General features: G+C 73.3%; 15 protein-coding genes. 10 read left to right on the forward strand and 5 right to left on the reverse strand.

All coding sequences use genetic code 11. The features are described 5' to 3' along the window. Positions 1 to 201: 201 nt before the first annotated feature. Positions 202 to 3,846 (forward strand): serine protease, encoded by a 3,645-nt coding sequence (locus R4Z63_RS24135; RefSeq protein WP_384449866.1) that lies wholly within the window; start codon positions 202 to 204, stop codon positions 3,844 to 3,846. A gap of 136 nt (positions 3,847 to 3,982) precedes the next feature. Beyond that, positions 3,983 to 4,939, forward strand: coding sequence for a bifunctional riboflavin kinase/FAD synthetase (locus tag R4Z63_RS24140; protein WP_078557022.1), 957 nt, complete (start codon positions 3,983 to 3,985; stop codon positions 4,937 to 4,939). A gap of 96 nt (positions 4,940 to 5,035) precedes the next feature. On the opposite strand, the gene R4Z63_RS24145 is transcribed toward R4Z63_RS24140, so the two are convergent. The 3 genes from R4Z63_RS24145 to eccE all read right to left on the reverse strand — a co-directional run bounded on the left by R4Z63_RS24145 (position 5,036) and on the right by eccE (position 9,660). Next, positions 5,036 to 7,552, reverse strand: coding sequence for an SCO5717 family growth-regulating ATPase (locus R4Z63_RS24145; RefSeq protein WP_491522587.1), 2,517 nt, complete (start codon positions 7,550 to 7,552; stop codon positions 5,036 to 5,038). 138 nt (positions 7,553 to 7,690) lie between these two features. Then, positions 7,691 to 8,389 (reverse strand): hypothetical protein, encoded by a 699-nt coding sequence (locus R4Z63_RS24150; protein WP_037928538.1) that lies wholly within the window; start codon positions 8,387 to 8,389, stop codon positions 7,691 to 7,693. Continuing rightward, positions 8,386 to 9,660 carry a type VII secretion protein EccE gene (eccE, locus tag R4Z63_RS24155; protein WP_052031274.1) on the reverse strand — a complete coding sequence of 425 codons (1,275 nt, stop codon included), beginning with the start codon at positions 9,658 to 9,660 and terminating at the stop codon, positions 8,386 to 8,388. Before eccE ends, R4Z63_RS24150 begins: the two co-directional genes overlap by 4 nt. 258 nt (positions 9,661 to 9,918) lie before the next feature. On the opposite strand from eccE, the gene eccB reads away from it, so the two are divergent. The 4 genes from eccB (at position 9,919) to R4Z63_RS24175 (ending at position 13,686) form a co-directional block, all read left to right on the forward strand. Then, the gene (gene eccB / locus R4Z63_RS24160; protein ID WP_384455002.1) at positions 9,919 to 11,496 is read left to right on the forward strand and encodes a type VII secretion protein EccB; all 1,578 of its coding nucleotides are present in this window, start codon (positions 9,919 to 9,921) and stop codon (positions 11,494 to 11,496) included. Positions 11,497 to 11,507: 11 nt separating this feature from the next. Then, complete coding sequence (gene mycP, locus R4Z63_RS24165) at positions 11,508 to 12,776, forward strand: type VII secretion-associated serine protease mycosin (protein WP_384455005.1); 1,269 nt, start codon at positions 11,508 to 11,510, stop codon at positions 12,774 to 12,776. 212 nt (positions 12,777 to 12,988) lie between these two features. Continuing rightward, complete coding sequence (locus R4Z63_RS24170) at positions 12,989 to 13,336, forward strand: WXG100 family type VII secretion target (RefSeq protein WP_030027130.1); 348 nt, start codon at positions 12,989 to 12,991, stop codon at positions 13,334 to 13,336. A gap of 44 nt (positions 13,337 to 13,380) precedes the next feature. Beyond that, positions 13,381 to 13,686 (forward strand): WXG100 family type VII secretion target, encoded by a 306-nt coding sequence (locus tag R4Z63_RS24175; RefSeq protein WP_037928546.1) that lies wholly within the window; start codon positions 13,381 to 13,383, stop codon positions 13,684 to 13,686. Between the two features lie 86 nt (positions 13,687 to 13,772). Here the strand turns inward: R4Z63_RS24175 and R4Z63_RS24180 are convergent, their stop codons facing one another. After that, on the reverse strand, positions 13,773 to 14,018 hold the full coding sequence (locus tag R4Z63_RS24180; RefSeq protein WP_030651192.1) for a DUF397 domain-containing protein: 246 nt from the start codon (positions 14,016 to 14,018) through the stop codon (positions 13,773 to 13,775). Between the two features lie 110 nt (positions 14,019 to 14,128). Next, positions 14,129 to 18,085: a type VII secretion protein EccCa gene (gene eccCa, locus R4Z63_RS24185; RefSeq protein WP_384455010.1), complete on the reverse strand. Its 3,957-nt coding sequence runs from the start codon at positions 18,083 to 18,085 to the stop codon at positions 14,129 to 14,131. Positions 18,086 to 18,281: 196 nt separating this feature from the next. On the opposite strand from eccCa, the gene eccD reads away from it, so the two are divergent. The 4 genes from eccD to R4Z63_RS24205 all read left to right on the forward strand — a co-directional run bounded on the left by eccD (position 18,282) and on the right by R4Z63_RS24205 (position 24,174). Next, positions 18,282 to 19,799 carry a type VII secretion integral membrane protein EccD gene (gene eccD / locus R4Z63_RS24190; RefSeq protein WP_384455013.1) on the forward strand — a complete coding sequence of 506 codons (1,518 nt, stop codon included), beginning with the start codon at positions 18,282 to 18,284 and terminating at the stop codon, positions 19,797 to 19,799. Positions 19,800 to 19,980: 181 nt separating this feature from the next. Next, complete coding sequence (gene rpsO, locus R4Z63_RS24195; RefSeq protein WP_030011220.1) at positions 19,981 to 20,268, forward strand: 30S ribosomal protein S15; 288 nt, start codon at positions 19,981 to 19,983, stop codon at positions 20,266 to 20,268. A gap of 307 nt (positions 20,269 to 20,575) precedes the next feature. Beyond that, complete coding sequence (locus R4Z63_RS24200) at positions 20,576 to 22,798, forward strand: polyribonucleotide nucleotidyltransferase (RefSeq protein WP_037928555.1); 2,223 nt, start codon at positions 20,576 to 20,578, stop codon at positions 22,796 to 22,798. After that, positions 22,795 to 24,174 (forward strand): M16 family metallopeptidase, encoded by a 1,380-nt coding sequence (locus R4Z63_RS24205; RefSeq protein WP_037928558.1) that lies wholly within the window; start codon positions 22,795 to 22,797, stop codon positions 24,172 to 24,174. The genes R4Z63_RS24200 and R4Z63_RS24205 overlap by 4 nt, the downstream gene beginning before the upstream one ends. Positions 24,175 to 24,191: the final 17 nt, after the last annotated feature.

Genomic DNA, 24,191 nt, shown 5'->3' on the forward strand with positions numbered 1-24,191 from the left:
CGCTCACCGCTCCACGACCCCCCTCGGGTAGGTCTCTATCCACCCGGACACCGCTATTCACCCGTCCGAGCAGGCGCTCGGAGTGAATGGAGGGAGCGTAAGGGGGCGCGTTCGCCGCACGTGCTTTCCTGCCGATCTTGACCTGCCTACCGTCGTGAGCACGGGGTGCAGCGGGGGAGCGGTGCGGGGAGTGGTGCGGCCATGGCGGAACTCGTCACGATCTGCGATCCGGCGGGGCGCGAACGAGGCAGCGGGTTCGTCGCGGACGACCGCGGGACGGTCGTCACCAGCCACGAGGCCGTCGACGGCCTGTCCCGGGTCATGGTGCGGGCCTCGGGGCGGACCTGGCTGGCCGACGCGGCCGACGTGACCGAACTGCCCGGCGTCGCCCTGGCCCTCATCCGCACGGACGGACTCGGGGTGCGGCCGCTGCCGGTGGCGCAGCGCGAGGCGATCGATCCGGGGACCTACGTACGGGTGCCGGCGCAAGGCTGGCGGCAGGCGCGGGTACTGGGCGGCGCGCAGGTCACCTACCCGGCGGCCGGCGGGCTGCGGGTGTACGCGGTGCCCCCCGGAGCGGCGGTGGAGCTGGCGATCGGCACCGACGGCCGCGACGCGCTCGCACAGGGCGGGGAGGCCTGCGGGGCGCCGGTCCTGGACGCCGTCACCGGGGCGGTGCTCGCGGTACTGGGCACCGCTCTGCGCGCGGAGCACCGCCGCGGAGGCTTCGCGGTGGCGCTGCGGGCCGCGGCCGGCACCGACCCGCGGGGCCCGTTGGCCGCGCTGCTGGAACGCAACGCGGCGGCCGTGCCGGGCCGCGGCGCCGACCTGAACCTCGCCGGGGCGCTGGAACTGACCGCGACCACCATGCGCTCCGCTCTCCTGCCCGACCCGCTGGTGGAGCGGCCCGCCATTGCCGCCGAACTGGAGGCCTTCACGACGGGGGACCGCCGGGTGCTGGGCCTCGTCGGGCACCCCGGCACGGGCCGCACCACGGAGCTGGCGGCGCTGGCCGCCCGCCGGGCGCGCGGCCCCCGACCCGCACCCACGCTGTGGCTGCGCGGGGCGGACCTGCCCCCCGACGACACCTCCCTGGCGGATGCGGCGGCACGCGCCCTCACGGCGGCGTCGCACGTCGCCGCCGAGGGTCCCGTCGACCGGGCCCCGGCCGCACCGGAGGGCGACGGCCCCGGGCCCCGGTACGAACGGTCCCGGTCGGGCGAGTGGCGCAGCCGGGCGGCGCCCGACCCGGTCGGGTCCACACCGGGCGAGTCCGGGGGCCGGCCGGTGCCCGGCCCCCGGGGATCCCCGCCCGACGGGTGGCACGGACGGCCGGTGTCCGGCTCCGGCGGGACCTCGGCCAACCGGTGGCAACCGCACTCCGGCCGCGCGGACACGGCGGGAGACGGCGCGGGTCCGGCGGGTCCGGACACCGGAGGGGAGAACGGGGACCCCGAGGGAGTCGCCGTGCGGCTCGCCGGGGTCGTCGCCCGCGCCGGTCGGCCCCTGCTCGTCGTGCTGGACGCGCCCGAGGAGATGCCGCACGGGCTCGCCCACCGGCTCGGGTCGTGGACCGAGGCCACCGACGCGTGGCTGAGCGGAACCGGGGCCCGCCTGGTCGTCGCCGCCCGCCCCGAGTACTGGGAGCGGGCCGGCGCCCTCCACCGGCCCGAGTCGCTGCACGTCCCGGCCCGGGCGGCCCGCCGACTGCCGCCCGCCCTCCTTCTCGGCGACCTCACCACCGCCGAGGCGGAGACCGCCCTGGCCCGCCTCGGCATCCCCGCCGACGCCGTAGGCGAGGCCGACGCCCGGCATCCGCTCACCCTGCACCTGCTCGCCGGGATTCACGCCGCCGAGGTCACCGCTGGCCGCCCCGGCCGCGACGAGGTGTTCGCCGCCCACCTGGACCTGCTGTGCCTGCGCAGCGCGGTCCGCATCGCCGCCGCAGGCACCGACGCCGGGGGCGCCCGCGTGCACGGGCCCGGTGTCAGAAGGCTCGCCGCCCGCGTCGCCGGCCGTGTGCACGAAGCCGCCCGCCGCTGCCTGGGACCCGGGCGGGGGCAACTGGACCGCGCCTCCTTCGAGGAACTGTTCCCGCGGCGCACCGGCTGGGCCTGCGCCGTCCTCGCCGAGGGCCTGCTGGAGCCCGCCGGGTCCGGCTACCGCTTCGCCCACGAGGAACTGTCCGACTGGATCCAGGCCTGCCACCTCGACGTCGCCACAGCGCTCGGTACCCTCGTCCACGGCCCCGCCCGGCCCGGGCCGGCCGTGCCCCGGCACCGTATCGGGCCCGTCCTGGAAGCCCTGCTCCGCCTTCCCCCGGACCGGCTGGGCGAGGAACTCACCCGGCTGGTCCGTGCCCTGGGCGGCTGCACCGACGTCCCGGCCGACGGCGCCCGCGACGGTGACGCCGACCGCGCCTGGTGGGCCGACCGGCTGCTGCGCGAGACCTTGCTGCGCCTCCCCGACGCGAACCCCCACCTCGCCGTTCTGCACGCCCTCGCCGAGCACGTGGCCCGGGCCGGCCCGGGCGAGTACGACGGCTGGTTCTGGAACCGGCTCCGGCTGGCCGAGCCGGTCCGTCTCGACCTGCTGCGCCGCCTGCTGCCCGCGGACCCCGCCGAGGCGGTCCCCGGCGACCGCTACCTCGACGCCGTGGCCCGCCGACTGGTCCGGGATCCCCGGCGGACCCAGCCGCTGCTCTGCGCCTGGTTCGCCGACGGCCGCCGGCTGCGCGGACGCCCGGGGGCCACCGTCGCCACCGCCGCGCAGGCCCTGCTGCACACCCACCGCCACCTCGCCCCGGACGACCTCACCGAAGCGCTCGTCACCGCCGCGCACCCGCGCGCCGACGAGTTGCTCGCCGTACTCGCCGAGGAGGAGCCCTCCGCGCTGTGCCGGGCGGTGGACCGCTGGGCACACGACGAACGGCCCTCGCGCAGGGTCGCCGCAGCCGCCTACGGCCTCGCCACCGCCCCGCACGTCCGCACCCCCGCCGACCGGGAGCTGCTGCGCCGCGCGGCCCGGGCGCTACTCGCCCGCCCCGGTGACGCCACCCTGCACGGCAGTGCGCTCGCCGTGCTGCTGCGCGACCCGCAGGTGCGGGCCCGCTACCTGCCCGACGCCCTCGCGTCGTTCCGCGACCCCGAGCCCGGCTCCCGGCTGCCCGCAGCCGCGCTGGTCGCGGCCCTGCCTGTGCTGCCGGACCAGGACGCGGTACTCGCCGCCCTGCGGGACCGCGCCGACGGCGAGGTGCTGCGGTCCCTGGCCGAGCTGAACACGCCGGGGCTGGCCCGGCGCGCGGCCGAGCTCGTGAGGGAGCACCTGGCCCGTAGCCCCGGGGACGCGCCGCACGCCGCGGCGTTCGTGAACCGGCGGCTGGAGCAGGGGCCTGCAGCCGGCCCCGCGCTGCGCCCGCTCGTGCTGGACCTGCTGCGGACCGCGCCGGCCGGGGTGAGGGCGGAGCTCGCCGTCGTGCTGGGCGCGCCGGGCGGGGAGCACTCGCACGCGCTGCGCGGCGATCTGACCGCCGTACTGCTGCGGGAGGAGAAGGACCCGCGGGTGCTGGACGCCTTCCTCGGTGCGGTCGCGGCCGGTGCCGCGGTACGCCCGGAGGAACGCACGCGGGAACTGCTGCGGCGCACCGGGCGGCAGCTGCTGGGGGTTCCCGGCGGTCCGGCCGTCTTCGAGCGGCGCACGGTGGAGCTGGCCCTGGCCCAGCCGACCTTCGGGGAGCTCGTTGCCCGCTGGCTGGCCCAGGCGGCCACGGAGGCGGCGGCCCTGCTGGGGCCGGGTGCCCGCCGGGCGGTGGAGACGCTCGGCCGGGCCGCCGCGGATGTGACATGAGGACGGTCCGGCGGCCCCGCCGGGCCCGTCCGGCCCGGATGCCGATGCGTGGCACCGGCCCCCGGCATGGCAGTCTTAGACCTGCAATCGGCAATCAGTTCAAGGACCAACCGGGTTCGGGCGAGGAGCGGTCACAGTGCAGCGGTGGCGTGGCTTGGAGGACATCCCCCAGGACTGGGGACGCAGCGTCGTCACCATCGGCTCCTACGACGGCGTGCACCGGGGACATCAGCTGATCATCGGACGGGCCGTGGCCGCTGCGCGCGAGCTCGGCGTCCCGTCCGTCGTCGTCACCTTCGACCCGCACCCGAGCGAGGTCGTCCGCCCCGGCAGCCACCCGCCGATCCTGGCCCCCTACGACCGCCGCGCCGAGCTGATGGCCGGACTGGGCGTGGACGCGCTGCTGATCCTGCCGTTCACCGCGGAGTTCTCGCAGCTGTCCCCGGCCGACTTCATCGTGAAGGTGCTCGTCGACAAGCTGCACGCCCTGGCCGTGATCGAGGGCCCGAACTTCCGCTTCGGCCACCGGGCCGCAGGGAACGTCGACTTCCTGCGCGAGCTGGGTTCCACGTACGACTACCGGGTCGAGGTCGTCGACCTCGTGGAGCGCGGCGAGGCGGGCGGCGGCGTGCCCTTCTCGTCGACGCTGGCGCGCCGGCTGGTCGCCGAGGGCGACATGGACGGTGCGGCCGAGGTCCTGGGGCGTCCGCACCGGGTCGAGGGCGTGGTGGTGCGCGGAGCGCAGCGCGGGCGGGAACTCGGCTACCCGACGGCGAACGTGGAGACGCAGCCGCACACCGCGATCCCGGCTGACGGGGTCTACGCGGGCTGGCTGACGGCGGACGGCGAGCGGATGCCCGCGGCGATCTCGGTGGGGACGAACGTGCAGTTCGACGCGACCGAGCGGACGGTCGAGGCGTACGCGATCGACCGGGTCGGGTTGGACCTGTACGGAAAGCACGTGGCCGTCGACTTCCTCGCGTACGTGCGGGGGATGGCGAAGTTCGAGTCGCTGGACGGGCTGCTGGAGGCGATCGCCGACGACGTCAAGCGGGCACGGGTGCTGACCGACGCGTACGACATCAAGCGCTGACGCGTTGACGCCGCTACGGGCGAGGGCCCGTACCGCCACCTGTCCCGGGGCGGTACGGGCCCTCGCCCGTAGCGGTCGGCCCGAACGGCGCTGCCGTCAGCCCAGCCGCGGGTCGCGCGGCGGCTGCTGCCAGGGCTGGCCGGGCTGCGGCTGTTGCGGGTACGGCTGGCCGTAGGGCCCCGGCTGCGGGGCCGGCTGCTGGTACGGGGGCTGGCCCTGGGGCTGTCCGTACGACTGGGGCGGCGGCTGCGGCTGGTGGTGCTGCGGCTGCTGGGGGTGGGGCTGCTGGGGCTGCTGCGGCGCCCCCCAGTGGTTCTGCGGCGCCTGCTGCTGGGCCCGCAGGAAGTCCTCGGCCACCAGGGCGGACAGGTTGAAGTACGCCTCACGGGTCTTGGGTCGCATCATGTCGAGATCGACCTCGGCGCCGGCCGCGAGGTGTTCGTCGAACGGCACCACGACGACACCTCGGCAGCGGGTCTCGAAGTGCTGCACGATGTCCTCGGTCTTGATCATCTTGGCGGTCTCGCGGACGCCGGAGATGACGGTGATGGAACGGGAGACGAGGTCCGCGTACCCGTGGGCGGAGAGCCAGTCGAGGGTGGTGCTGGCACTGCTGGCGCCGTCCACGGACGGGGTCGAGATGATGATCAGCTGGTCGGCCAGGTCCAGGACGCCGCGCATGGCGGAGTAGAGGAGACCGGTGCCCGAATCGGTCAGGATGATCGGGTACTGCCGCCCCAGCGTCTCGATGACACGGCGGTAGTCCTCGTCGTTGAAGGTCGTGGAGACCGCCGGGTCCACATCGTTGGCGATGATCTCCAGGCCGGAGGGCGCCTGCGAGGTGAAGCGGCGAATGTCCATGTACGAGTTCAGGTACGGGATCGCCTGGACCAGGTCCCGGATCGTCGCGCCGGTCTCGCGCCGGACACGGCGGCCGAGCGTGCCGGCGTCGGGGTTCGCGTCGATGGCCAGGATCTTGTCCTGGCGCTCGGTGGCGAGGGTGGCGCCGAGGGCGGTGGTGGTCGTGGTCTTGCCGACGCCGCCCTTGAGGCTGATGACGGCGATGCGGTAGCAGGACATGACCGGGGTGCGGATCAGCTCCAGCTTGCGGCGGCGCTCCGCTTCGGCCGCCTTGCCGCCGAAGCGGAACAGGCCGCCGCCCGCGCCGTTGTTGTTGCTCCTGGGCTTCTGCTTGTTGCGCAGCAGCCGGTCCGAGGACAGCTCGACGGCGGCGGTGTAGCCGAGCGGCGCGCCGCCGCCGGTGGGGCCGGCCGCGTACCGCGGGTCGTGCGGCTGGGGCTGCGGCGGCTGCTGGCCCGGGCCGCCGACGGGCCACTGACCGGCGTTACGGGGATCGGGCTGGGGCTGCGGGGGCTGCTGCGGCGCGGGCGCTGGCGGCGGGAAGCCGTAGGCGCCGCCCTGGTGCGCGAACGCGTTCGGCAGCGGGGGCAGTTCACCGGGCGGAGCGCCGAAGGGGCTCTCCCCCTCGACCGGGGCAGCGGCGATGGCCGGCTCCGCGGCGGGCGCGGGCGCGGGGTACGGCGGGGCCTCGGCCGGAGGTGCCGGCGGCGCCGGCGGAGCAGGGGCCGCGAACGCCGCGGGCACGGCATCGGCCGGCTCCGGGGCGGCCTCCTCGGCCGGGGCCGCGAACGCAGGGAAGGGAGCCGGGGCCTCGGGGACCGAGGCAGCGGCGTCTGCCACGGCGGGCCCGGCCGCGGCCGCCGGGAACGGCGCCGCGGGCTCGGGCGCCGGAGGAGTCGCCTCCACGGGGGCCGGAACTGGTGCCGGGTCCGTGTACGGCTCGGGCGCGGGGGCCTGTGCCTGTGCCGGAGCGGGGGGCGCGGGCGGCGCGGGCGCTGCCTCGGCGGGGGCTGGTGCGGGTGCGGGTGCGGCGGCGTACGGGTCCGGGGTCGGAGCGGCCGGTGCCGGAGCGGTCGGGGCCGGAGCGGGGGGCGCGGGCGGCGCGGGCGCTGCCTCGGCGGGGGCTGGTGCCGGTGCGGGTGCGGCGGCGTACGGGTCCGGGGTCGGAGCGGCCGGTGCCGGAGCGGTCGGTGCCGGAGCGGGGGGCGCGGGCGGCTCGGGCGCTGCCTCGACGGGCGCCGGTGCGGGTGCGGGTGCGGCGGCGTACGGGTCCGGGGTCGGAGCGGCCGGTGCCGGAGCGGTCGGGGCCGGAGCGGGGGGCGCGGGCGGGGTGGGGGCTGCCTCGACGGGCGCCGGTGCCGGTGCCGGTGTCGCGTACGGCAGCTCGGGGGCCGTGATCGGCTCGGGGGCCGCGTACGGCGGCTCCGCGGCCGGTGCCGGAGCCTCGGACGTGCCGGGGAGCGGGAACGGCGGGGGCGTACCGGTACCGGCGGACGTTGTCCGCGGCGCCGGCGGAGCGATCCGCATGGTCGAGGGCGACTCCAGGTCCGACGGTCGGTGCGGCTCGAAGCCGCTCCCCTCGGGGAGCCCCGGCACCTGCGCGGGCGCGGCCGACCCCGTGCTCTGCGTGTACCAGGCCGGTGGTGTGTAGTCGATGGTGAACTCGCCCGTCATCTCGGGCTCCGCGTCGGACTGATCGTCCGTCGGGACGTCCCACGTCCCGCCGCGCCTCTCGTTCCGATCGCCGCTCACTGGTCCTCCTGGTCTGTCGAACACTGCTCCGGCGTCCACCCACGCCACGCCGGCGTCCAGCCTAATCGGGGTGCGCCACCCCTGTCCGCCGCGTCCCGCTCCGCGGGGAGGGCAGGCGGTCGCCCGGGGCCCGCCCTGTCAGTCGATGCGGCGGGCCGCGCCCAACAGGCCGGTCTCCGCCTCGGTCCCCTGGGTCATCACGAACTGCCGGTCTCGTGGCGTGCACCACAGGGTCACCCCGTCACCCAGGGTCGGCAGCGACGCAATGGCCTGCGCGGGCAGCTGCATCAGGCGGCCGATCTGCTCCGCCTCGTCCGGCGACACCCGCTGCACGCCCACGAGTGACGCCTGCTGGAGCAGCCTCGGCGCCGTCGGGCTCAGGTACGGCAGCAGGGTCAGTACCGACTGCCAGGGGCCGGCCACCACGCGACCGCGCGGCGGCCGCATCCCGCAGTCGCGGATCACCAGCACCGGGCTGCCCGCGGACGCGCCCTGCGGCGGTATCCGGCCCACCTCGTGCAGGGTCACGCACTGCTGCCCGCCGCCCGCGGCCCGGGCCAGCCCGGACCACACCTGTCCGCGCCCGGTCTCCACGGCGACGCGCGCACCGGTGGCCGCCGCGCGCAGCGCCAGCACCTGCGCCGTCCACAGCCCGCCGATCAGGGTCACCTCGTACGGCGTCGGCCGGTTGATGCCGAGCACCGCCGACCGTCCCTCGGCGTCGACGCCGATCACGACGCCGTCGTCCCCGACGGGCACCGCCAGCGCGTCCAGGTCCGCTGCGGGCACCACCTGTCGCTCCCGCCGCGGGCCGACCAGCCCGAAACCGCCCCTCATCGCGCGCCTCCCAGCGGCAGCGAAGCCAGCAGCCCCGGCACCTGTTCGCGGTCGAGCCGCACCAGCCCGGTCTTCACGCCCCGCGCCGTCCTCTCCAACTCCCTTCGTGCAGCGACAAGTTCCTCGTCGCTGCGCCCTGTCACCCGTACGTGTCCGGTCAGCGTCACGCCCTGCCGCTCCGCAGCGGCCATCGTCAGGCTGAAGTTCGTGGCGAGCGCGGGCATGGACGTCAGCAGTGCCACGAACTGCGGCAGCGCCGCCGCCCCGGCGCCGCCCAACTGGGGCCAGCGGCCGATCCAGTAGGTGGTGTGCCGGCGGTCATCGCAGCGCCAGGTCCGCGAGGTCTCCTCGGTGCGCCGCCCGGTGCTGGCGGAGCGCCCGGCCTGGGTGATCGCCATCGGGTTCGCGCACGAAGACGTGGCCAGAGCTGCCGTCAGCTCCTGCTCGGTCAGCACGGTGGCCTTGAACCCGGCCCCGGCCAGCCGGCTCGCCAGCTGGTCCGCCACCCGCGCCACACACCGCTGCGCGCCGGCCAGTCCGCCGCCGCGGGCGGCGACCGCCTCGGGGCACAGTTCCGGGTCGAGCTTGAGCGCGATCCAGGTCAGCCGCACCGCCGGGGTGCCCGTGCGGGCTTGCAGTGGGGCGTAGTTGCGCGCGGCCATCGACTGCGCCGGCAGGTGAGGGGCCGGTGCCGGCTGGGTGTGCTGCACCAGTTGGGCGGACTCCAGTCGGATGCCGTCCACTTCGAGGACGTCCCGTACGGCACCGAGCGGCAGTGGTCGTGCCGCCCGCTCGGGCCGCAGCGCGGTGGCGTCGGTGTCCACCTGGACCACCGCGGTCAGGAAGGTGCCGTCGCCGACCATGCCGACGGGCCGCCGGTCGCGATCGCTGAAGGTCAGCGTGCGCAGCGCCGGATCGGCTTCCACCAGTGGGGCCAGCCCCGGCTCGGTGCCCGCGGGCACGGTGGAGGCCGCGGCCCGGCGGCGCCGGGCCCGCAGGGCGAGCACACCGCCGATCCACTCCGGCAGGGAGCGCTGGTGGCGGCGTACGACCGCGAGGACCACCAGCGCCAGCGCCAGCACACCGGCCGGCACCAGGAGCAGGGGGTCGACCACCCACGCCACGAGCAGCGCGGCCGCCGCGAGCTGGAGCAGTACGAGTTGTTGCAGTCGGAACGGGCCGAACCGGCCGGGGCTCGACCGGGGATGCGGTGCCACCCCACCTCGTGCGGGTGCGGGCGCGCCGGTCTGCGGCTCCGTCGCCGTGGCCATCACTCGCGCACTTCCCCTCTCACGGGCCGGACCTGACGACTTCCGGCGTTGCGCGACACCCGTCGCGGAACCCCGGAACCTCCCCAATCCACCCCAACAAGCCCTGATTACCCCGGTGCGGAAGGTCCTGAGCGGCTGCCTCACCCTACCCGGCCCCTGCGTACCGTCCGTCAAGAGGCATAGTAGGTGCCCGGTCCGACTATCGAGGCCCGGGGACCGTACTCACCGGCCGGGCCGTGCGGGGAGAAGCAGACGGTCATGGCATCACGACGCGATGAGCTCAACGCGTACACCTTTGCGAAGCGGCGGACGGTGGCCGCGTTCCTCCAGCCCTCCGCCACGGGTACCGAGGAGGGAGCCCCTCGTCCCCTGCGCGCGGTCCTGCCGGGGATGATCGTCGGAGCCCTCGTGCTCGCCGGGTTCGGCGCCTGGGGCATGTTCAAGCCGACCGCCCCCAAGGGCTGGGACGAGCCCGGAACGAGGGTCATCGTCGGCAAGGACTCCACGACCCGGTACGTGGTCTTGACGACGAAGGTGGACGGCAAGGACCAGACCCGCCTGCACCCGGTGCTGAACCTGGCCTCGGCCCGACTCCTGCTGGACCCGCAGAAGTTCAAGGTGGTCCAGGTCGAGGACAAGGTCCTGGACGCAGGCACGCCGCCACGCGGCCCCATCATCGGCATCCCGTACGCCCCCGACCGGCTCCCCTCCAAGTCCGAGGCCGGCAAGGCCAAGCGCTGGGCCGTCTGCCAGCAGCCCGGCGGGAACGGCCGCGGCGTCCAGACCGCCACCTTCGTCCTCGCGGACCGCGAGGCGTCCGTGACGGACGACGCGCGCAGGCTCGCGGACACCCAGTCGCTGTACGTGGAGAGCACCGGCCCCGGCAAGGAGCGGTACCTGGTCGACGCGAGCGGGACCAAGTACAGGTTCCCCGAGGGCGGCCCGGCCGCCGGCACCATGACCAACGCCCTGGTCGGCACCGGAGCCACCCCGCAGCAGGTGACCCCCGAATGGCTCGGCACCCTCAACTCCGGTGCCGACCTGGCCTTCCCGCCCCTGCCCGGCAGGGCGGGAGCCGCCGCCGACGTCAAGGGTCTGACCACCGCCGACAACAAGGTCGGCATGGTGCTCAAGGCCCAGACCGGCTCCGGCGCCCAGCACTATGTGGTCCTGCCCGGCAAGGTCGCGCCGGTCTCCGACTTCGTCGCCTGGCTGCTGATCTCGGCGCCGGCGACCGACGGCCTCAACATGCACGGCAAGGCCCGCGAGGTCGACCTCCAGTCCCTCGACCCGGATGCCACCCCGTTCGCCGGCGACGTCAGGTGGCCGCAGGCGAAGACCGAGCGGATCAACCGGACGGCGCCGTCCGCAGGCACCCGGACGAGCGGGTCCAACAACCGCGACACCGTCTGCAACGTCCTGCGCTCGGTCGACGGCCAGGGCAACCAAACCCTGAGTACTTGGGCCGGCACCAGCTACCCCGTCGACATCACGGCCAGCGGCACGAGCGCGTACGTCACCCCCGGCACGGGCCTGCTCTACACCCAGGTGCAGGGCAAGCAGACCACGGCCGGCGGCTCCCTCTTCCTGGTCACCGACACCGGCCTGCGGTACGCCGTCCAGGCCAACGGCGACAGCGACGCCGAGCAGTCCGGGATCGGCGCCCCCGACCAGTCCAAGGCGGGCGGGGACGGTCGCCCCGAGGCCAGCCAGGCACAGGTCAGGCTGGGCTACGGCGGTGTCACCCCGGCCATGGTGCCCATCGCCTGGTCGGAGTTCCTCTCCAAGGGGCCCCGGCTCGACACCAACTCCGCTCGCCAGCCCCAGGGTTCGTGAGGAAGCCGCCGATGCCCCAGAACCGCAAGCCCCGGCGCGCGCTGCTCATCGCGGCCTGCGCCCTCACCCTGACCTCCGCCTCCGCCTCCGCCTCTGCGGCCGGGGCCGCCCCGACCCGCACCGCCCCGCCGCACGCCCCGTACGGGCTGCGCCTGGACGGCGCGGGGGAGTGCACCTTCCCCATGAAGAAGCAGATCGAAGACCGCCCCTGGGCCCTCCAGCGGCTCCTCCTCGACGAGCTCTGGGCGCAGACCAAGGGCAAGGACAAGAGCGGCGCGAGCGTCCGGGTGGCCGTCATCGACACCGGTGTGGACCGGGCGAACCCGCAGCTCAGCGGCGCCGTCGACGTCGGTGCGGGCAGGGACTTCGTCGATCCCAAGGGCGGTGACGGCACGACCGACACCGTAGGCCACGGCACCAAGGTCGCCGGGCTGATCGCGGCCCGCCCCCAGGCCGGCACGGGCTTCGTCGGCCTGGCCCCGGACGCCACGATCATCCCCATCCGGCAGAACGACGGGCAGGGCAAGGGCAACGCCCTCTCGCTGAGTCAGGCGATCGACCATGCGGTGGCCAAGGGCGCCCAGGTCATCAACATCTCGCAGGACACCGACGTCCCGTTGACCGCGGAATCCGAGCTCGGCAGGTCCGTCCAGAAGGCCGTCGCCGCCGACATCGTGGTCGTCGCCTCGGCGGGCAACGATGGCTTGAGCGGCCAGAAGCGCAAAACCTATCCGGCCGCCTTCCCCGGCGTCCTCGCGGTCGGCGCCTCCGACCGCAACAACGAGCGCGCCGCCTTCTCCCAGCCCGGCGACTTCATCGGGGTCGCCGCGCCCGGAGTGGACATGGTCTCCACCGTCCCCGGCTTCGGCCAGTGCATCGACAACGGCACCAGCTTCTCCGCGCCCTATGTCGCCGGGGTCGCTGCCCTGCTGCGCGCCGAGCATCGGGACTGGTCCGCCCAGCAGATCGTCTGGCAGATCCAGAACACGGCCGAGCGCACCGTCAACGGGCGTGACGACTACGTCGGTTGGGGAGTGGTGGATCCGGTGCGCGCGCTCAGCCAGGACCAGGAGGCCCCGAAGGCGCCCGTCCCGGACCCCGGCCCGGCTCCGGCGGCGGCGCCGCAGGCCGCACCCCTCCGGCTCACCGAGACGGCCCAGGAACGGCAGGAGCGCTACGGCACGTACGCTCTCGGCATCGGCGCCGTCCTGATCGCCGTCATCGCGGGCACGGCGACCGTCGTCCGCGACGCGCGCAGCCGCCGACGCCGTTTGCAGTGAACAGCCATGGTTCGTCCGAGGAAGCAGACCACCGGTGTTGGGACAGTTTCGTGAACTGACTAGAGTGGCAGCAGCTTCACGAGTGTGATCGGGGGATCGCGTGAAGCGGAGGGGGACTGCACCGAGCGCGTGACTCACAGCCGCGCCGGGCACGCCCTCCCCGCTGCGCAATCCGCTGGTTCTGCCGGCGAATTGAGAAGTGAGGAGCTTCGATGAGCACGAACACCTTCGGACTTGCGGACGATCCGGTCGTCCAGGCGAAGAACAAGATCCAGGAGACGGGAACCGCCGTCTCCAAGCAGGCCCGCGAGCTGGCCGACATCATCGCCACCGTGAGCGCGGGCTGGACCGGTGTGGGCGCCTCGGGCTTCATCACGGCCCAGACGACGCTCAACGACAGCCACGACGAGATCCGCCGGCTCCTCGGTGTCCTGCACAACGCAGTGGCGCAGACCAAGAACCTCAGCAACGCGCAGGACGAGGAGGTGCGGGCCGCGTTCAAGAACGCCGTCCAGCCGACGTCCGCCTCGGGCCCGCGTTCGGGCCTCGACGGCATCTGATCAACGCCCCCCATCCACGAGGCCGTAGCGAGAAGGAGAAGAACATGACGGCGAACGACGGGACCCGGGTCCGGTACGAGACCGTTCAGCAGATGGCGGACCGCATCCGGGTCGTCTCCGGGAACATCCTCAAGGACCTGGCCGAGATGGAGCAGGCCGTGAAGGTCGTCACGGACACCTGGGACGGTGAGGCGCACCGGGAGTACGTCGCCCTGCAGAAGAAGTACAAGGCCAAGGCCGACACCATGCACGCGGAGCTGGAGAAGGTCGCCAAGCTCATCGAGCGCGGCAAGGACGACTACCGGGCCACCGACAAGCGGGCCTCGACCCTCTTCACCGAGGCCTACTGAGCCCTGCGGGAGCCGGTGTCCGGCGTCCCGACACGCCGAAGGGGCGCACCCGTACCGGGCGCGCCCCTTCGGCGTGTCCTGCCGCCTCAGGGCTCGTGCCGGTCCAGGTCGAACTCGCCGTCCCTGGCACCGAGTACGAAGGCCTCCCACTCGGCGGCCGTGTAGCGCAGCACCGTCTCTCGGTCCAGCGAAGACCGCATCGCCACCGCCCCGTCGGGAAGCCGCGCGATCTCCACCCGCTCCTCGTCCGGGCTGGTCCCCGGCGGCCCCTCCCACTCCACGCCACTGATGTCGAGCGCGTACAGCTCGTCCTTCTCCTGCTGAGTGCCCATGGGCGGCCCTTCCTTCGGTGGAGCGGTCTTCCCCGCCGATTATCGGGGAGCCGCCGCCGGTCGGGACGGGTTTCCCCCCGATCCGGCCGGCGCCCGGGATTCCCCCGACCTCACATGCCGCCCGGCATCCGGCCGAGCTGGACCAGCGACGTTCCCCTCCGGCGCGAGGCGAAGTAGCCCCGGCCCGGCGGCATCGGACGCGGCCGGACGGTGCCGACCAGATCGCCCTCGGCCGGATCACCGGACAGCACGACGCCCTGCGCGCCCAGCTCCTTGATCCGTTGCATGAACGACTCGTACATCGATCGGGAGGCGCCCGCCGAGCTGCGCGCGATGATGAAGCGCACCCCCGTGTCGCGGGCGAACGGCAGGTACTCCACCAGCGGCGCGAGCGGATTGCCCTGGCTCGTGGCCACCAGGTCGAAGTCGTCGATGATGATGAAGACGTCCGGTCCCGTCCACCAGCTGCGGTCGCGCAGCTGCTGCGGGGTGACGTCCGGCGGAGGTTGCCGCCGCGAGAACACCCCGCCCAGCGCCTCCATGTGCATCTGCAGGGAGCTCGCCATCGGCGCGTACTCCAGCAGGTGCTCCTCCGGCAGCGCCCCGAGCAGGGTCCGCCGGTAGTCGCCCACGACCAGCCGAGCCTGGTCCGGTGTGTAGCGCTCCGCGATCTGCTTGGCGATGAGCCGCAACAGGTTCGTCTTGCCGGACTCGCTCTCGCCGAAGACGAGGAGGAAGGGGTCGGTCTCGAAGTCGACGAACACCGGCTCCAGATCGGTCTCGTCGATGCCGATCGCGATCCCGCGCTCGGGGAACTCCCCACCCTTGGGCAGGTGGTCGCTGTGCAGCAGCCGCGGGAGCAGCCGTACGCCGGGAGCCGCCGGCCCCGCCCAGTTCTGCCGGACCGCCTCCACGAAGGCAGCCGTGGCCTCCGAGAGGTCTTCGGCCTCGTGCGAGCCGTCGATCCGCGGGAGCGCGCCCAGGAAGTGCAGCTTCTCCGCCACCTGACCGCGGCCCGGCATCCCCGTGGGGACGTTCGCCGCGACCTTCCGGTCGAACTCCGAGTCCATCGTGTCGCCGAGCCGCAGCTCCAGCCGACTGAGCATCTGGTCCTTCAGCGCCGCCCGTACCTCCATGTACCGGCCCGCGGTGATCACCACGTGGATGCCGTAACCCAGGCCGCGCGCCGCGATGTCCGTGACGACCTGCTCCAGGACCTCGTACTCGCCGCGGAAGTTGCCCCAGCCGTCGACGATCAGGAACACGTCGCCCCACGGCTCGTTCGGCAGATCGCCCGCCGCGCGCCGCCGCCGGTAGGTGGCGATCGAGTCGATGTTGTTCGCGCGGAAGAACTCCTCGCGGCGGTTGAGGATGCCCCCCACCTCCGCGACCGTGCGCCGCACCCGCTCCGGGTCCAGACGCGAGGCGATACCGCCCACGTGCGGCAGGTCGGAGACCCCCGACAGGCTGCCACCGCCGAAGTCCAAACCGTAGAACTGCACCTCGCGCGGGGTGTGCGTCAGAGCGAAGGAGGAGATCAGCGTCCGCATCAGCGTCGACTTGCCCGACTGCGGGCCGCCGACCACCATCATGTGGCCCGCCGCGCCGGAGAAGTCCCGGTACAGCACCTCGCGCCGCTGCTCGAACGGCTTGTCGATCAGGCCCAGCGGCACGATCAGCCCGCCCGGCCGTGTGTAGCCCTCCGCGTGCAGCCCGCGCTCCGCGCTCGGTGCCAGCGCCGGAAGCAGCTGGTCCAGCGGCGGAGCCTGGTCGAGCGGCGGCAGCCACACCTGGTGCGCCGGCACCCCCTGTCCCTCCAGCCGGCTCACGATCACGTCCAGCACGGTGTCCGCGAGCGCGTCGTCCTCGCGCGCCGACTGCGCCGCCAGGTACGCCGGGTCCGGGGCGGCGTACACCACCGGCACCGGCGCCGCCGTGAACAGCGCGGGCCGCCGCTCCACCGGGAACTGCCCCACCGACAGGTCCGGCCCGCCCGAGCGGTAGGTGCCCGACACGTACGCCGCCTTGAAGCGCACCATCTCGTCCGTACCGAACTTCAGATAGCCCGAACCGGGCACCGACGGCAGGTGGTAGGCGTCCGGCACGCCGATCGCGGTGCGGGACTCCGCCGCCGAGAAGGTCCGCAGACCGATCCGGTAGGACAGGTACGTGTCCAGGCCGCGCAGCTTGCCCTCTTCCAGCCGCTGGGACGCCAGCAGCAGGTGGACACCCAGCGAACGGCCGATGCGGCCGATCTGGATGAACATGTCGATGAAGTCGGGCTTCGCCGTCAGCAGCTCGCTGAACTCGTCGATGACCAGCACCAGCGAAGCCAGCGGCTCCAGCGGGGCGCCGGCCGCGCGGGCCTTCTCGTAGTCGTGGATGTTCGCGTAGTTGCCCGCCGAACGCAGCAGTTCCTGCCTGCGCTGCAGCTCGCCGCGGATCGAGTCGCCCATGCGGTCCACGAGCGTGAGGTCGTCCGCCAGGTTCGTGATCACCGCGGCGACGTGCGGCATCTGGCCCATGCCGGTGAAGGTCGCACCGCCCTTGAAGTCGGCGAGCACGAAGTTCAGCGTCTCCGAGGTGTGGGTGACCGCCAGACCCAGCACCAGCGTGCGCAGCAGCTCCGACTTGCCGGAACCGGTCGCACCCACGCACAGGCCGTGCGGTCCCATGCCCTCCTGCGCAGCCTCCTTCAGGTCCAGCATCACCGGGGCGCCGTCCTCGCCGACGCCGATCGGCACGCGCAGCCGCTCGCCGGCGGACCGCGGCCGCCAGGTCCGCGCCACGTCGACCGCGGCGGCGTCACCCAGGTTCAGCAGGTCGGTGAAGTCCAGGTTCGCCAGCAGCGGCTCGTCGTCGTCCCCGCCACCCGTGCGCAGCGGCGCCAGCTGCCGTGCCAGAGCCTCCGCCGCGGGCAGCGACAGACTGTCCGGCACGCCCTCGTACGCGAGGCCGCCGCCCGATTCCAGGAGCAGCCGGCCCGGACGCACCACGACCGACAGGCCGCCGCGCGGCTCGTCCAGCTCGCCCGCGACCACCTCGACGATGGTGACGCCCTGCAGGCCCTCGGCCGCCGCGAACACCGAGTCCGGGGGCACCATGCCCCCGTCCAGCACCACCACCAGGTGCGGCTGGTCCAGTACGGGGGACACGTCGCGGCTGAACCGCGGGCGCCCCTCCAGCCGCGACGCCAGCATCCCCTCCAGTTCGGCGAGGTCGTCGCCGAACAGCCGCTTCGTACCCGCCCCGTCGACCTGCCCTGGCAGCTGGGTGTGGGGCAACCACTTCGTCCAGTCCCACGAGGGCACCGCACCGGGCGCGGCCACCACGGCCACCATCAGGTCCTCGGGGGAGTGCAGCGTCGCCAGCTGCGCGACCATCGCCCGCGCCGCACCGCGCGCCGACTCCGGCTCCCCCGACACGGCCACGTGGTAGAAGGCGCGCATCGACACCGCCATCGGCAGCCCGTCCAGCGAGGAGTGCACCTTCAGGAAGCGCTGCATCGCGCCCGCCGTCAGCGGCTCCAGCTCGTCCACCGGCGCGGTCTCGGGCGCCACCAGAGGGGTCGCCAGACGCTGCGCACCCAGCCCCAGCCGGGCCTGGCCGAAGTCCGGATCGCCGACCCGCCGCTCCCACAGCCGCGATCCGTCGGCCACCACCGACCACAACTGCTCCGGAGACGGGTGCAGGTACAGCTGCGCGTCACGCTGCGCCCGGGCGGTCCGCCGCACCTGACGGCGCGTCTGGGCGAGGTACTTGAGATAGTCCCGGCGTACATCGGCCATTTGCCCCTGCGTACCGCGCCGGTAGCGCACCAGCTGTGCCACGACCATGCCCACCGTCGACGCCAGCATCAGCACGCCCATGATGCGCATGAAGGGGGCCGCACCCGGCATGAAGAAGAAGACGACGGACGAGCCCATGCCGAGCATCGGCAGGAGCTGCATCAGCATGCCCTCCTGCTGCCCGCGCGGAAGTTCGGGAGGCGCCTCCAGCCGCAGCTCCTCCGAGGGGACCTCGGGCGGCAGGGACCGCGGCGGGCGTTTGACGACGATCTGGCTCACCGGAGCATCAATCCCTCGAAAACGGACGGGACGTCGCAACCGGCGCCCCCAAGTCCCGGGCGCGCAGGGGGTATCCCCAGCGCGACGGTGATCCTACTTGCCGACTGTCGCTCATACGCCCGGTAGGGTGTCGCGCGCAGCATGCGCATCCGCGAATCGAGTACGGACGCGGACACCAACCAAGGGGGTCACGCAGGTGAGTACGGCCGGGACGACGGGTTTCTGCAGGGTCACCGTCGTGGCCCCCGACAGCCGCATCGACGTCGCTCTCCCCGAGGACATCGCCGTCGCCGACGTCTACCCCGAGCTGCTCCGCCTCACCGGCCAGACCCAGCCCGTCGGCGCCCCCACCGGCTTCCATCTCGTACGCCGCTCCGGAACCGTCCTGGACGGCGCCCGCACCCTCGCCGCCCAGCAGGTCCTCGACGGCGAGGTGCTCAGCCTGCGCCCGTTCGCCGAGTCCCTGCCGCCGGCCGTCTTCGACGACGTCTCCGACGCCGTTGCCTCGGCCGTCGTCCGTGACCGGCACCGCTGGAGCGACGACATGCTGCGCGCCGCGGGTCTCGCCGGCTCCGCCGTGCTGCTGGTCATGCTGGGCTTCGTCCTCTGGTACGCGGACCCCGTCCGCCACGACATGCACGGCCTGCCCGGGGTCATCGCCGGCGCCGTCGGCATCCTGCTCACCGCCGTGGCCGGGGTGCGCGCCCGCGTCTACCGGGACCGCCTCTCCGCCGTCGCCCTCGGCCTCGGAGCCCTCCCGCACCTGCTGATCGCCGGATCCGGGATCATCGGCCCCGCCACCGGCCAGGGGCCCGGCCGACTGCAGTTCCTCCTGGGGTGCGTCTGCGTCCTGGTCGCCTCCGTCGCCCTCGTCGCGCTCACCCCCAGCGGCGACGCCCCCTTCGTCGCGGCCACCTTCGTCGCCGCCACCGGCACCCTGGCGACCTTCGCCGCGATCGCCACCGAGGCCTCCGCTACCTACGCGGCCGCCGTCTGCGCGCCCGTCGCCATCGGCCTCGTCGCCTTCCTCCCCGGCCTCTCCGCGCGCTTCGCCCGCCTGCCCATCGGCTACGCGGCCCCGCAGAGCGCGGTCGACGAGTACGTCGATCACGCGGTGGCCCCGGACCGCTACGACACCGAGCCTTACGGCGACCAGGCCGGCGCGGACCACAACGAGCAGGGTGCCCCGCTCGACGCCGAGGCGATCGCCGCCCAGGCCCGCCGGGGCCACGAGATGCTGCTCGGCCTCGTCGGCGGCTGTGCCGCCGTCGTCATCGGCGCCGCCGCCGTCCTGGGCTTCTCCGACAACACCTGGGGCCGCCTGCTGGCCCTGGCCACCGGGCTCGCCATGCTGCTGCGCGCCCGCCTCTTCCGCTATACCTCCCAGGTCGTGTGCGCCCTGGCCGCCGGCCTCGCCGCCGTCGCGCTGCTGATCCTCGGCCTGTCGCTGCACCCGCCGCAGGCCCTGCTCGACGCCCTCGTGATGGAGCAGGACCGCAGCGGACTGGACCTCCGCACGATCTGGCTCACCGCGGCCGTCGCCGCCGGCGCCGCCCTCCTCGCGGGAATTGCGCTTGTCATCCCCCGCAAGGGCCTGTCACCCTTCTGGGGAAGGCTGCTCGACCTCACCGAGGCGGCGGTCCTGCTCAGCCTGGTGCCGCTGACCCTTGCCGTGCTCGACGTGTACGCCCGGGCCCGGGCTCTCACCAGCTGAGACGGGGCGGAGCGGCAGCCTGGTACGCTGTGTGACGGCCGTTTGTGTACGCGTCTCCCGGATTCCCCTCGGAGGGTCTGTGGACTGCGCTCAGCGGACCCCGCCTCCCGAGTAACGGAAGCTCCCCAGAGACTCAGACCTGGGGCACTCGGTGGCAACGAAGACCAAACGAGGAGTACGCGTGCCGCTCGACGCCGCTACGAAGAAGCAGATCATCACCGAGTTCGGTGCCAAGGAGGGCGACACCGGCTCCCCCGAGGTCCAGGTCGCGATGCTGTCCCGCCGCATCTCGGACCTGACCGAGCACCTCAAGACCCACAAGCACGACCACCACTCCCGTCGTGGTCTGCTGATCCTGGTCGGCCAGCGTCGCCGCCTGCTGCAGTACCTGGCCAAGAAGGACATCCAGCGCTTCCGTACGCTGGTCGAGCGCCTCGGCATCCGCCGCGGTGCGGCCGGCGCCAAGTAAGACGCCGTGAAGGGAGCGGTTCCCACATCCGGGGGCCGCTCCCTTTGCTGTACGTGCGGTACGGACCGGTCCCTTTGTAGTCTGGAACGGACGCACGTGTACGTCCGACGACGAGACGTGCACAACTGAAGAGGAGGAGCGCCCTCCCACGCCGCCGGTCCTCGGTAGTGGCACCCGGAATGCCCCGCACGGGCAACGGACCGGGTGCTTCGATCGAAGACCGGCCAGCACCCCAGGAGCGCTTCTCCGCAACCGTCCTCCGCCACACGGGCGGCGGACGGAGACGACGAAAATGGAGAAAACGCTAGTGGAGAACGAGACCCACTACGCCGAGGCCGTCATTGACAACGGTTCCTTCGGCACCCGCACCATCCGCTTCGAGACGGGCCGCCTGGCCCGCCAGGCCGCCGGCTCCGCCGTCGCCTACCTGGACGACGACACGATGGTGCTGTCCGCCACCACCGCGTCGAAGAAGCCCAAGGACCAGCTCGACTTCTTCCCCCTGACGGTGGACGTCGAGGAGCGGCAGTACGCGGCCGGCAAGATCCCCGGCTCCTTCTTCCGCCGTGAGGGCCGCCCCTCCGAGGACGCGATCCTCACCTGCCGCCTGATCGACCGCCCGCTGCGCCCGTCCTTCAAGAAGGGCCTGCGCAACGAGATCCAGGTCGTCGCCACCGTCATGGCGCTCAACCCGGACCACCTGTACGACGTCATCGCGATCAACGCCGCGTCCGCGTCCACGCAGCTCGCCGGCCTGCCCTTCTCCGGCCCGATCGGCGGCGTCCGCGTCGCGCTGATCCGCGGCCAGTGGGTGGCGTTCCCGACGCACACCGAGCTCGAGGACGCCGTCTTCGACATGGTGGTCGCCGGCCGCACCCTGGAGGACGGCGACGTCGCGATCATGATGGTCGAGGCCGAGGCCACCGAGAAGACCATCGCCCTCGTCAAGGGCGGCGCCGAGGCGCCGACCGAGGAGATCGTGGCCGCGGGCCTCGAAGCCGCGAAGCCGTTCATCAAGGTCCTCTGCAAGGCCCAGGCCGACCTGGCCGCCAAGGCCGCCAAGCCCGAGGGCGAGTTCCCGGTCTTCCTGGACTACCAGGACGACGTCTACGAGGCCCTCGCGGCCGCCGTCAAGGGCGAGCTCTCCCAGGCGCTGACCATCGCGGGCAAGCAGGACCGCGAGGCCGAGCTGGACCGCGTCAAGGAGATCGCCGCCGAGAAGCTCCTCCCGGCCTTCGAGGGCCGCGAGAAGGAGATCTCCGCCGCCTACCGCAGCCTGACCAAGGCCCTGGTGCGCGAGCGCGTCATCAAGGACAAGGTCCGCATCGACGGCCGCGGGATCACCGACATCCGCACCCTCGCCGCCGAGGTCGAGGCCATCCCGCGCGTGCACGGCTCGGCGCTCTTCGAGCGTGGCGAGACCCAGATCCTGGGCGTCACCACCCTCAACATGCTCCGCATGGAGCAGCAGCTGGACACCCTCTCCCCGGTGACCCGCAAGCGCTACATGCACAACTACAACTTCCCGCCGTACTCCGTTGGCGAGACCGGCCGCGTCGGTTCGCCCAAGCGCCGCGAGATCGGCCACGGCGCGCTCGCCGAGCGCGCGATCGTGCCGGTCCTGCCCACCCGCGAGGAGTTCCCCTACGCGATCCGCCAGGTGTCCGAGGCCCTCGGCTCCAACGGCTCGACGTCCATGGGCTCGGTCTGCGCCTCCACCATGTCGCTGCTGAACGCCGGTGTGCCCCTCAAGGCCCCCGTCGCCGGTATCGCCATGGGCCTGATCTCCCAGGAGATCGACGGCAAGACCCACTACGTCGCCCTCACCGACATCCTCGGTGCGGAGGACGCCTTCGGCGACATGGACTTCAAGGTCGCCGGCACCAAGGAGTTCGTCACCGCGCTCCAGCTGGACACCAAGCTCGACGGCATCCCGGCCTCCGTCCTGGCCGCCGCCCTCAAGCAGGCCCGCGACGCCCGTCTCCACATCCTCGACGTGATGATGGAAGCGATCGACACGCCGGACGAGATGTCCCCGAACGCCCCGCGGATCATCACCGTCAAGATCCCGGTGGACAAGATCGGTGAGGTCATCGGCCCCAAGGGCAAGATGATCAACCAGATCCAGGAGGACACCGGCGCCGAGATCACGATCGAGGACGACGGCACCATCTACATCGGTGCCGCGGACGGACCGGCCGCCGAGGCCGCCCGCGCCACGATCAACGGCATCGCCAACCCGACCATGCCGGAGGTCGGCGAGCGCTACCTGGGTACGGTCGTCAAGACCACCACCTTCGGTGCCTTCGTCTCCCTGCTCCCCGGCAAGGACGGCCTGCTGCACATCTCGCAGATCCGCAAGCTCGCCGGTGGCAAGCGCGTGGAGAACGTCGAGGACGTGCTCGGGGTCGGCGCCAAGGTCCAGGTCGAGATCGCCGAGATCGACCAGCGCGGCAAGCTCTCCCTGATCCCGGTGATCGAGGGCGAGGACGCCGCCGACGAGGCTGACAAGGACGACTCCGACAAGTGACGTCGCGTAGTTCCCGTGTGACGGCCCGCCCCTCTTCGGAGGGGCGGGCCGTCGCCCGTACCCAAACCCTGCTCAAGGGGCAGAACGGCATCGGCACCGTGCGCCGCACCGTCCTGCCCGGCGGACTGCGCGTCGTCACCGAGACGCTGCCCTCCGTCCGCTCCGCCACCTTCGGCATCTGGGCGCACGTCGGCTCCCGCGACGAGACGCCCACGCTGAACGGCGCCACGCACTACCTGGAGCACCTCCTCTTCAAGGGCACCGCCAGGCGCAGCGCCCTCGACATCTCCTCCGCGATCGATGCGGTCGGCGGCGAGATGAACGCCTTCACGGCGAAGGAGTACACCTGCTACTACGCACGGGTGCTCGACACCGACCTGCCGCTCGCCATCGACGTGGTCTGCGACATGCTCACCGGCTCGCTGATCCGCGAGGAGGACGTCGACGCCGAGCGCGGGGTCATCCTCGAAGAGATCGCGATGACCGAGGACGACCCGGGCGACATGGTCCACGACCTGTTTGCGCAGACCATGTACGGTGACACCCCGCTGGGCCGGCCCGTCCTGGGCACCGTCGACACGATCAACGCCCTCGGCGCCGACCGGATCCGCCGCTTCTACAAGAAGCACTACGACCCGACCCACCTGGTCGTGGCCGCCGCAGGCAACGTCGACCACAACAAGGTCGTACGCCAGGTCCGCGCCGCCTTCGAGAGGGCCGGCGCCCTGACCCGCACCGACGCGGAGCCGATCGGCCCGCGCACCGGCACCCGGCGCATCCGCTCCGCCGGCCGGGTCGACCTGGTGAGCCGCAAGACCGAGCAGGCGCACGTGGTCCTCGGCATGCCCGGCCTGGCTCGCACGGACGGGCGCCGCTGGGCGCTCGGTGTGCTGAACACCGCCCTCGGTGGCGGCATGTCCTCCCGCCTCTTCCAGGAGGTCCGCGAGAAGCGGGGCCTGGCCTACAGCGTGTACTCGTACACCTCGGGCTTCGCCGACACCGGCCTCTTCGGCGTGTACGCGGGCTGCCGGCCCAGCCAGGTCCACGACGTCCTGCGGATCTGCCGCGACGAGCTCGACAAGGTCGCCGCCGACGGGATCGGCGACGAGGAGATCAAGCGGGCCATCGGCCAGCTCTCGGGCTCCACCGTCCTCGGCCTGGAGGACACCGGCGCGCTCATGAACCGGATCGGCAAGAGCGAGCTGTGCTGGGGCGACCAGATGTCGGTCGACGACATGCTCGCCCAGATCGCTGCCGTGACCCCGGACGACGTCCGCGCGGTCGCCCAGGACGTGCTGGCCCAGCGGCCCTCGCTGGCGGTCATCGGCCCGCTGAAGGAGAAGCAGGCCGCCCGCCTCGACGGGGTCGTCGCCTAGGGGGTGCCTCGCCGATC

The organism is Streptomyces sp. PL-29 (assembly GCF_058344425.1).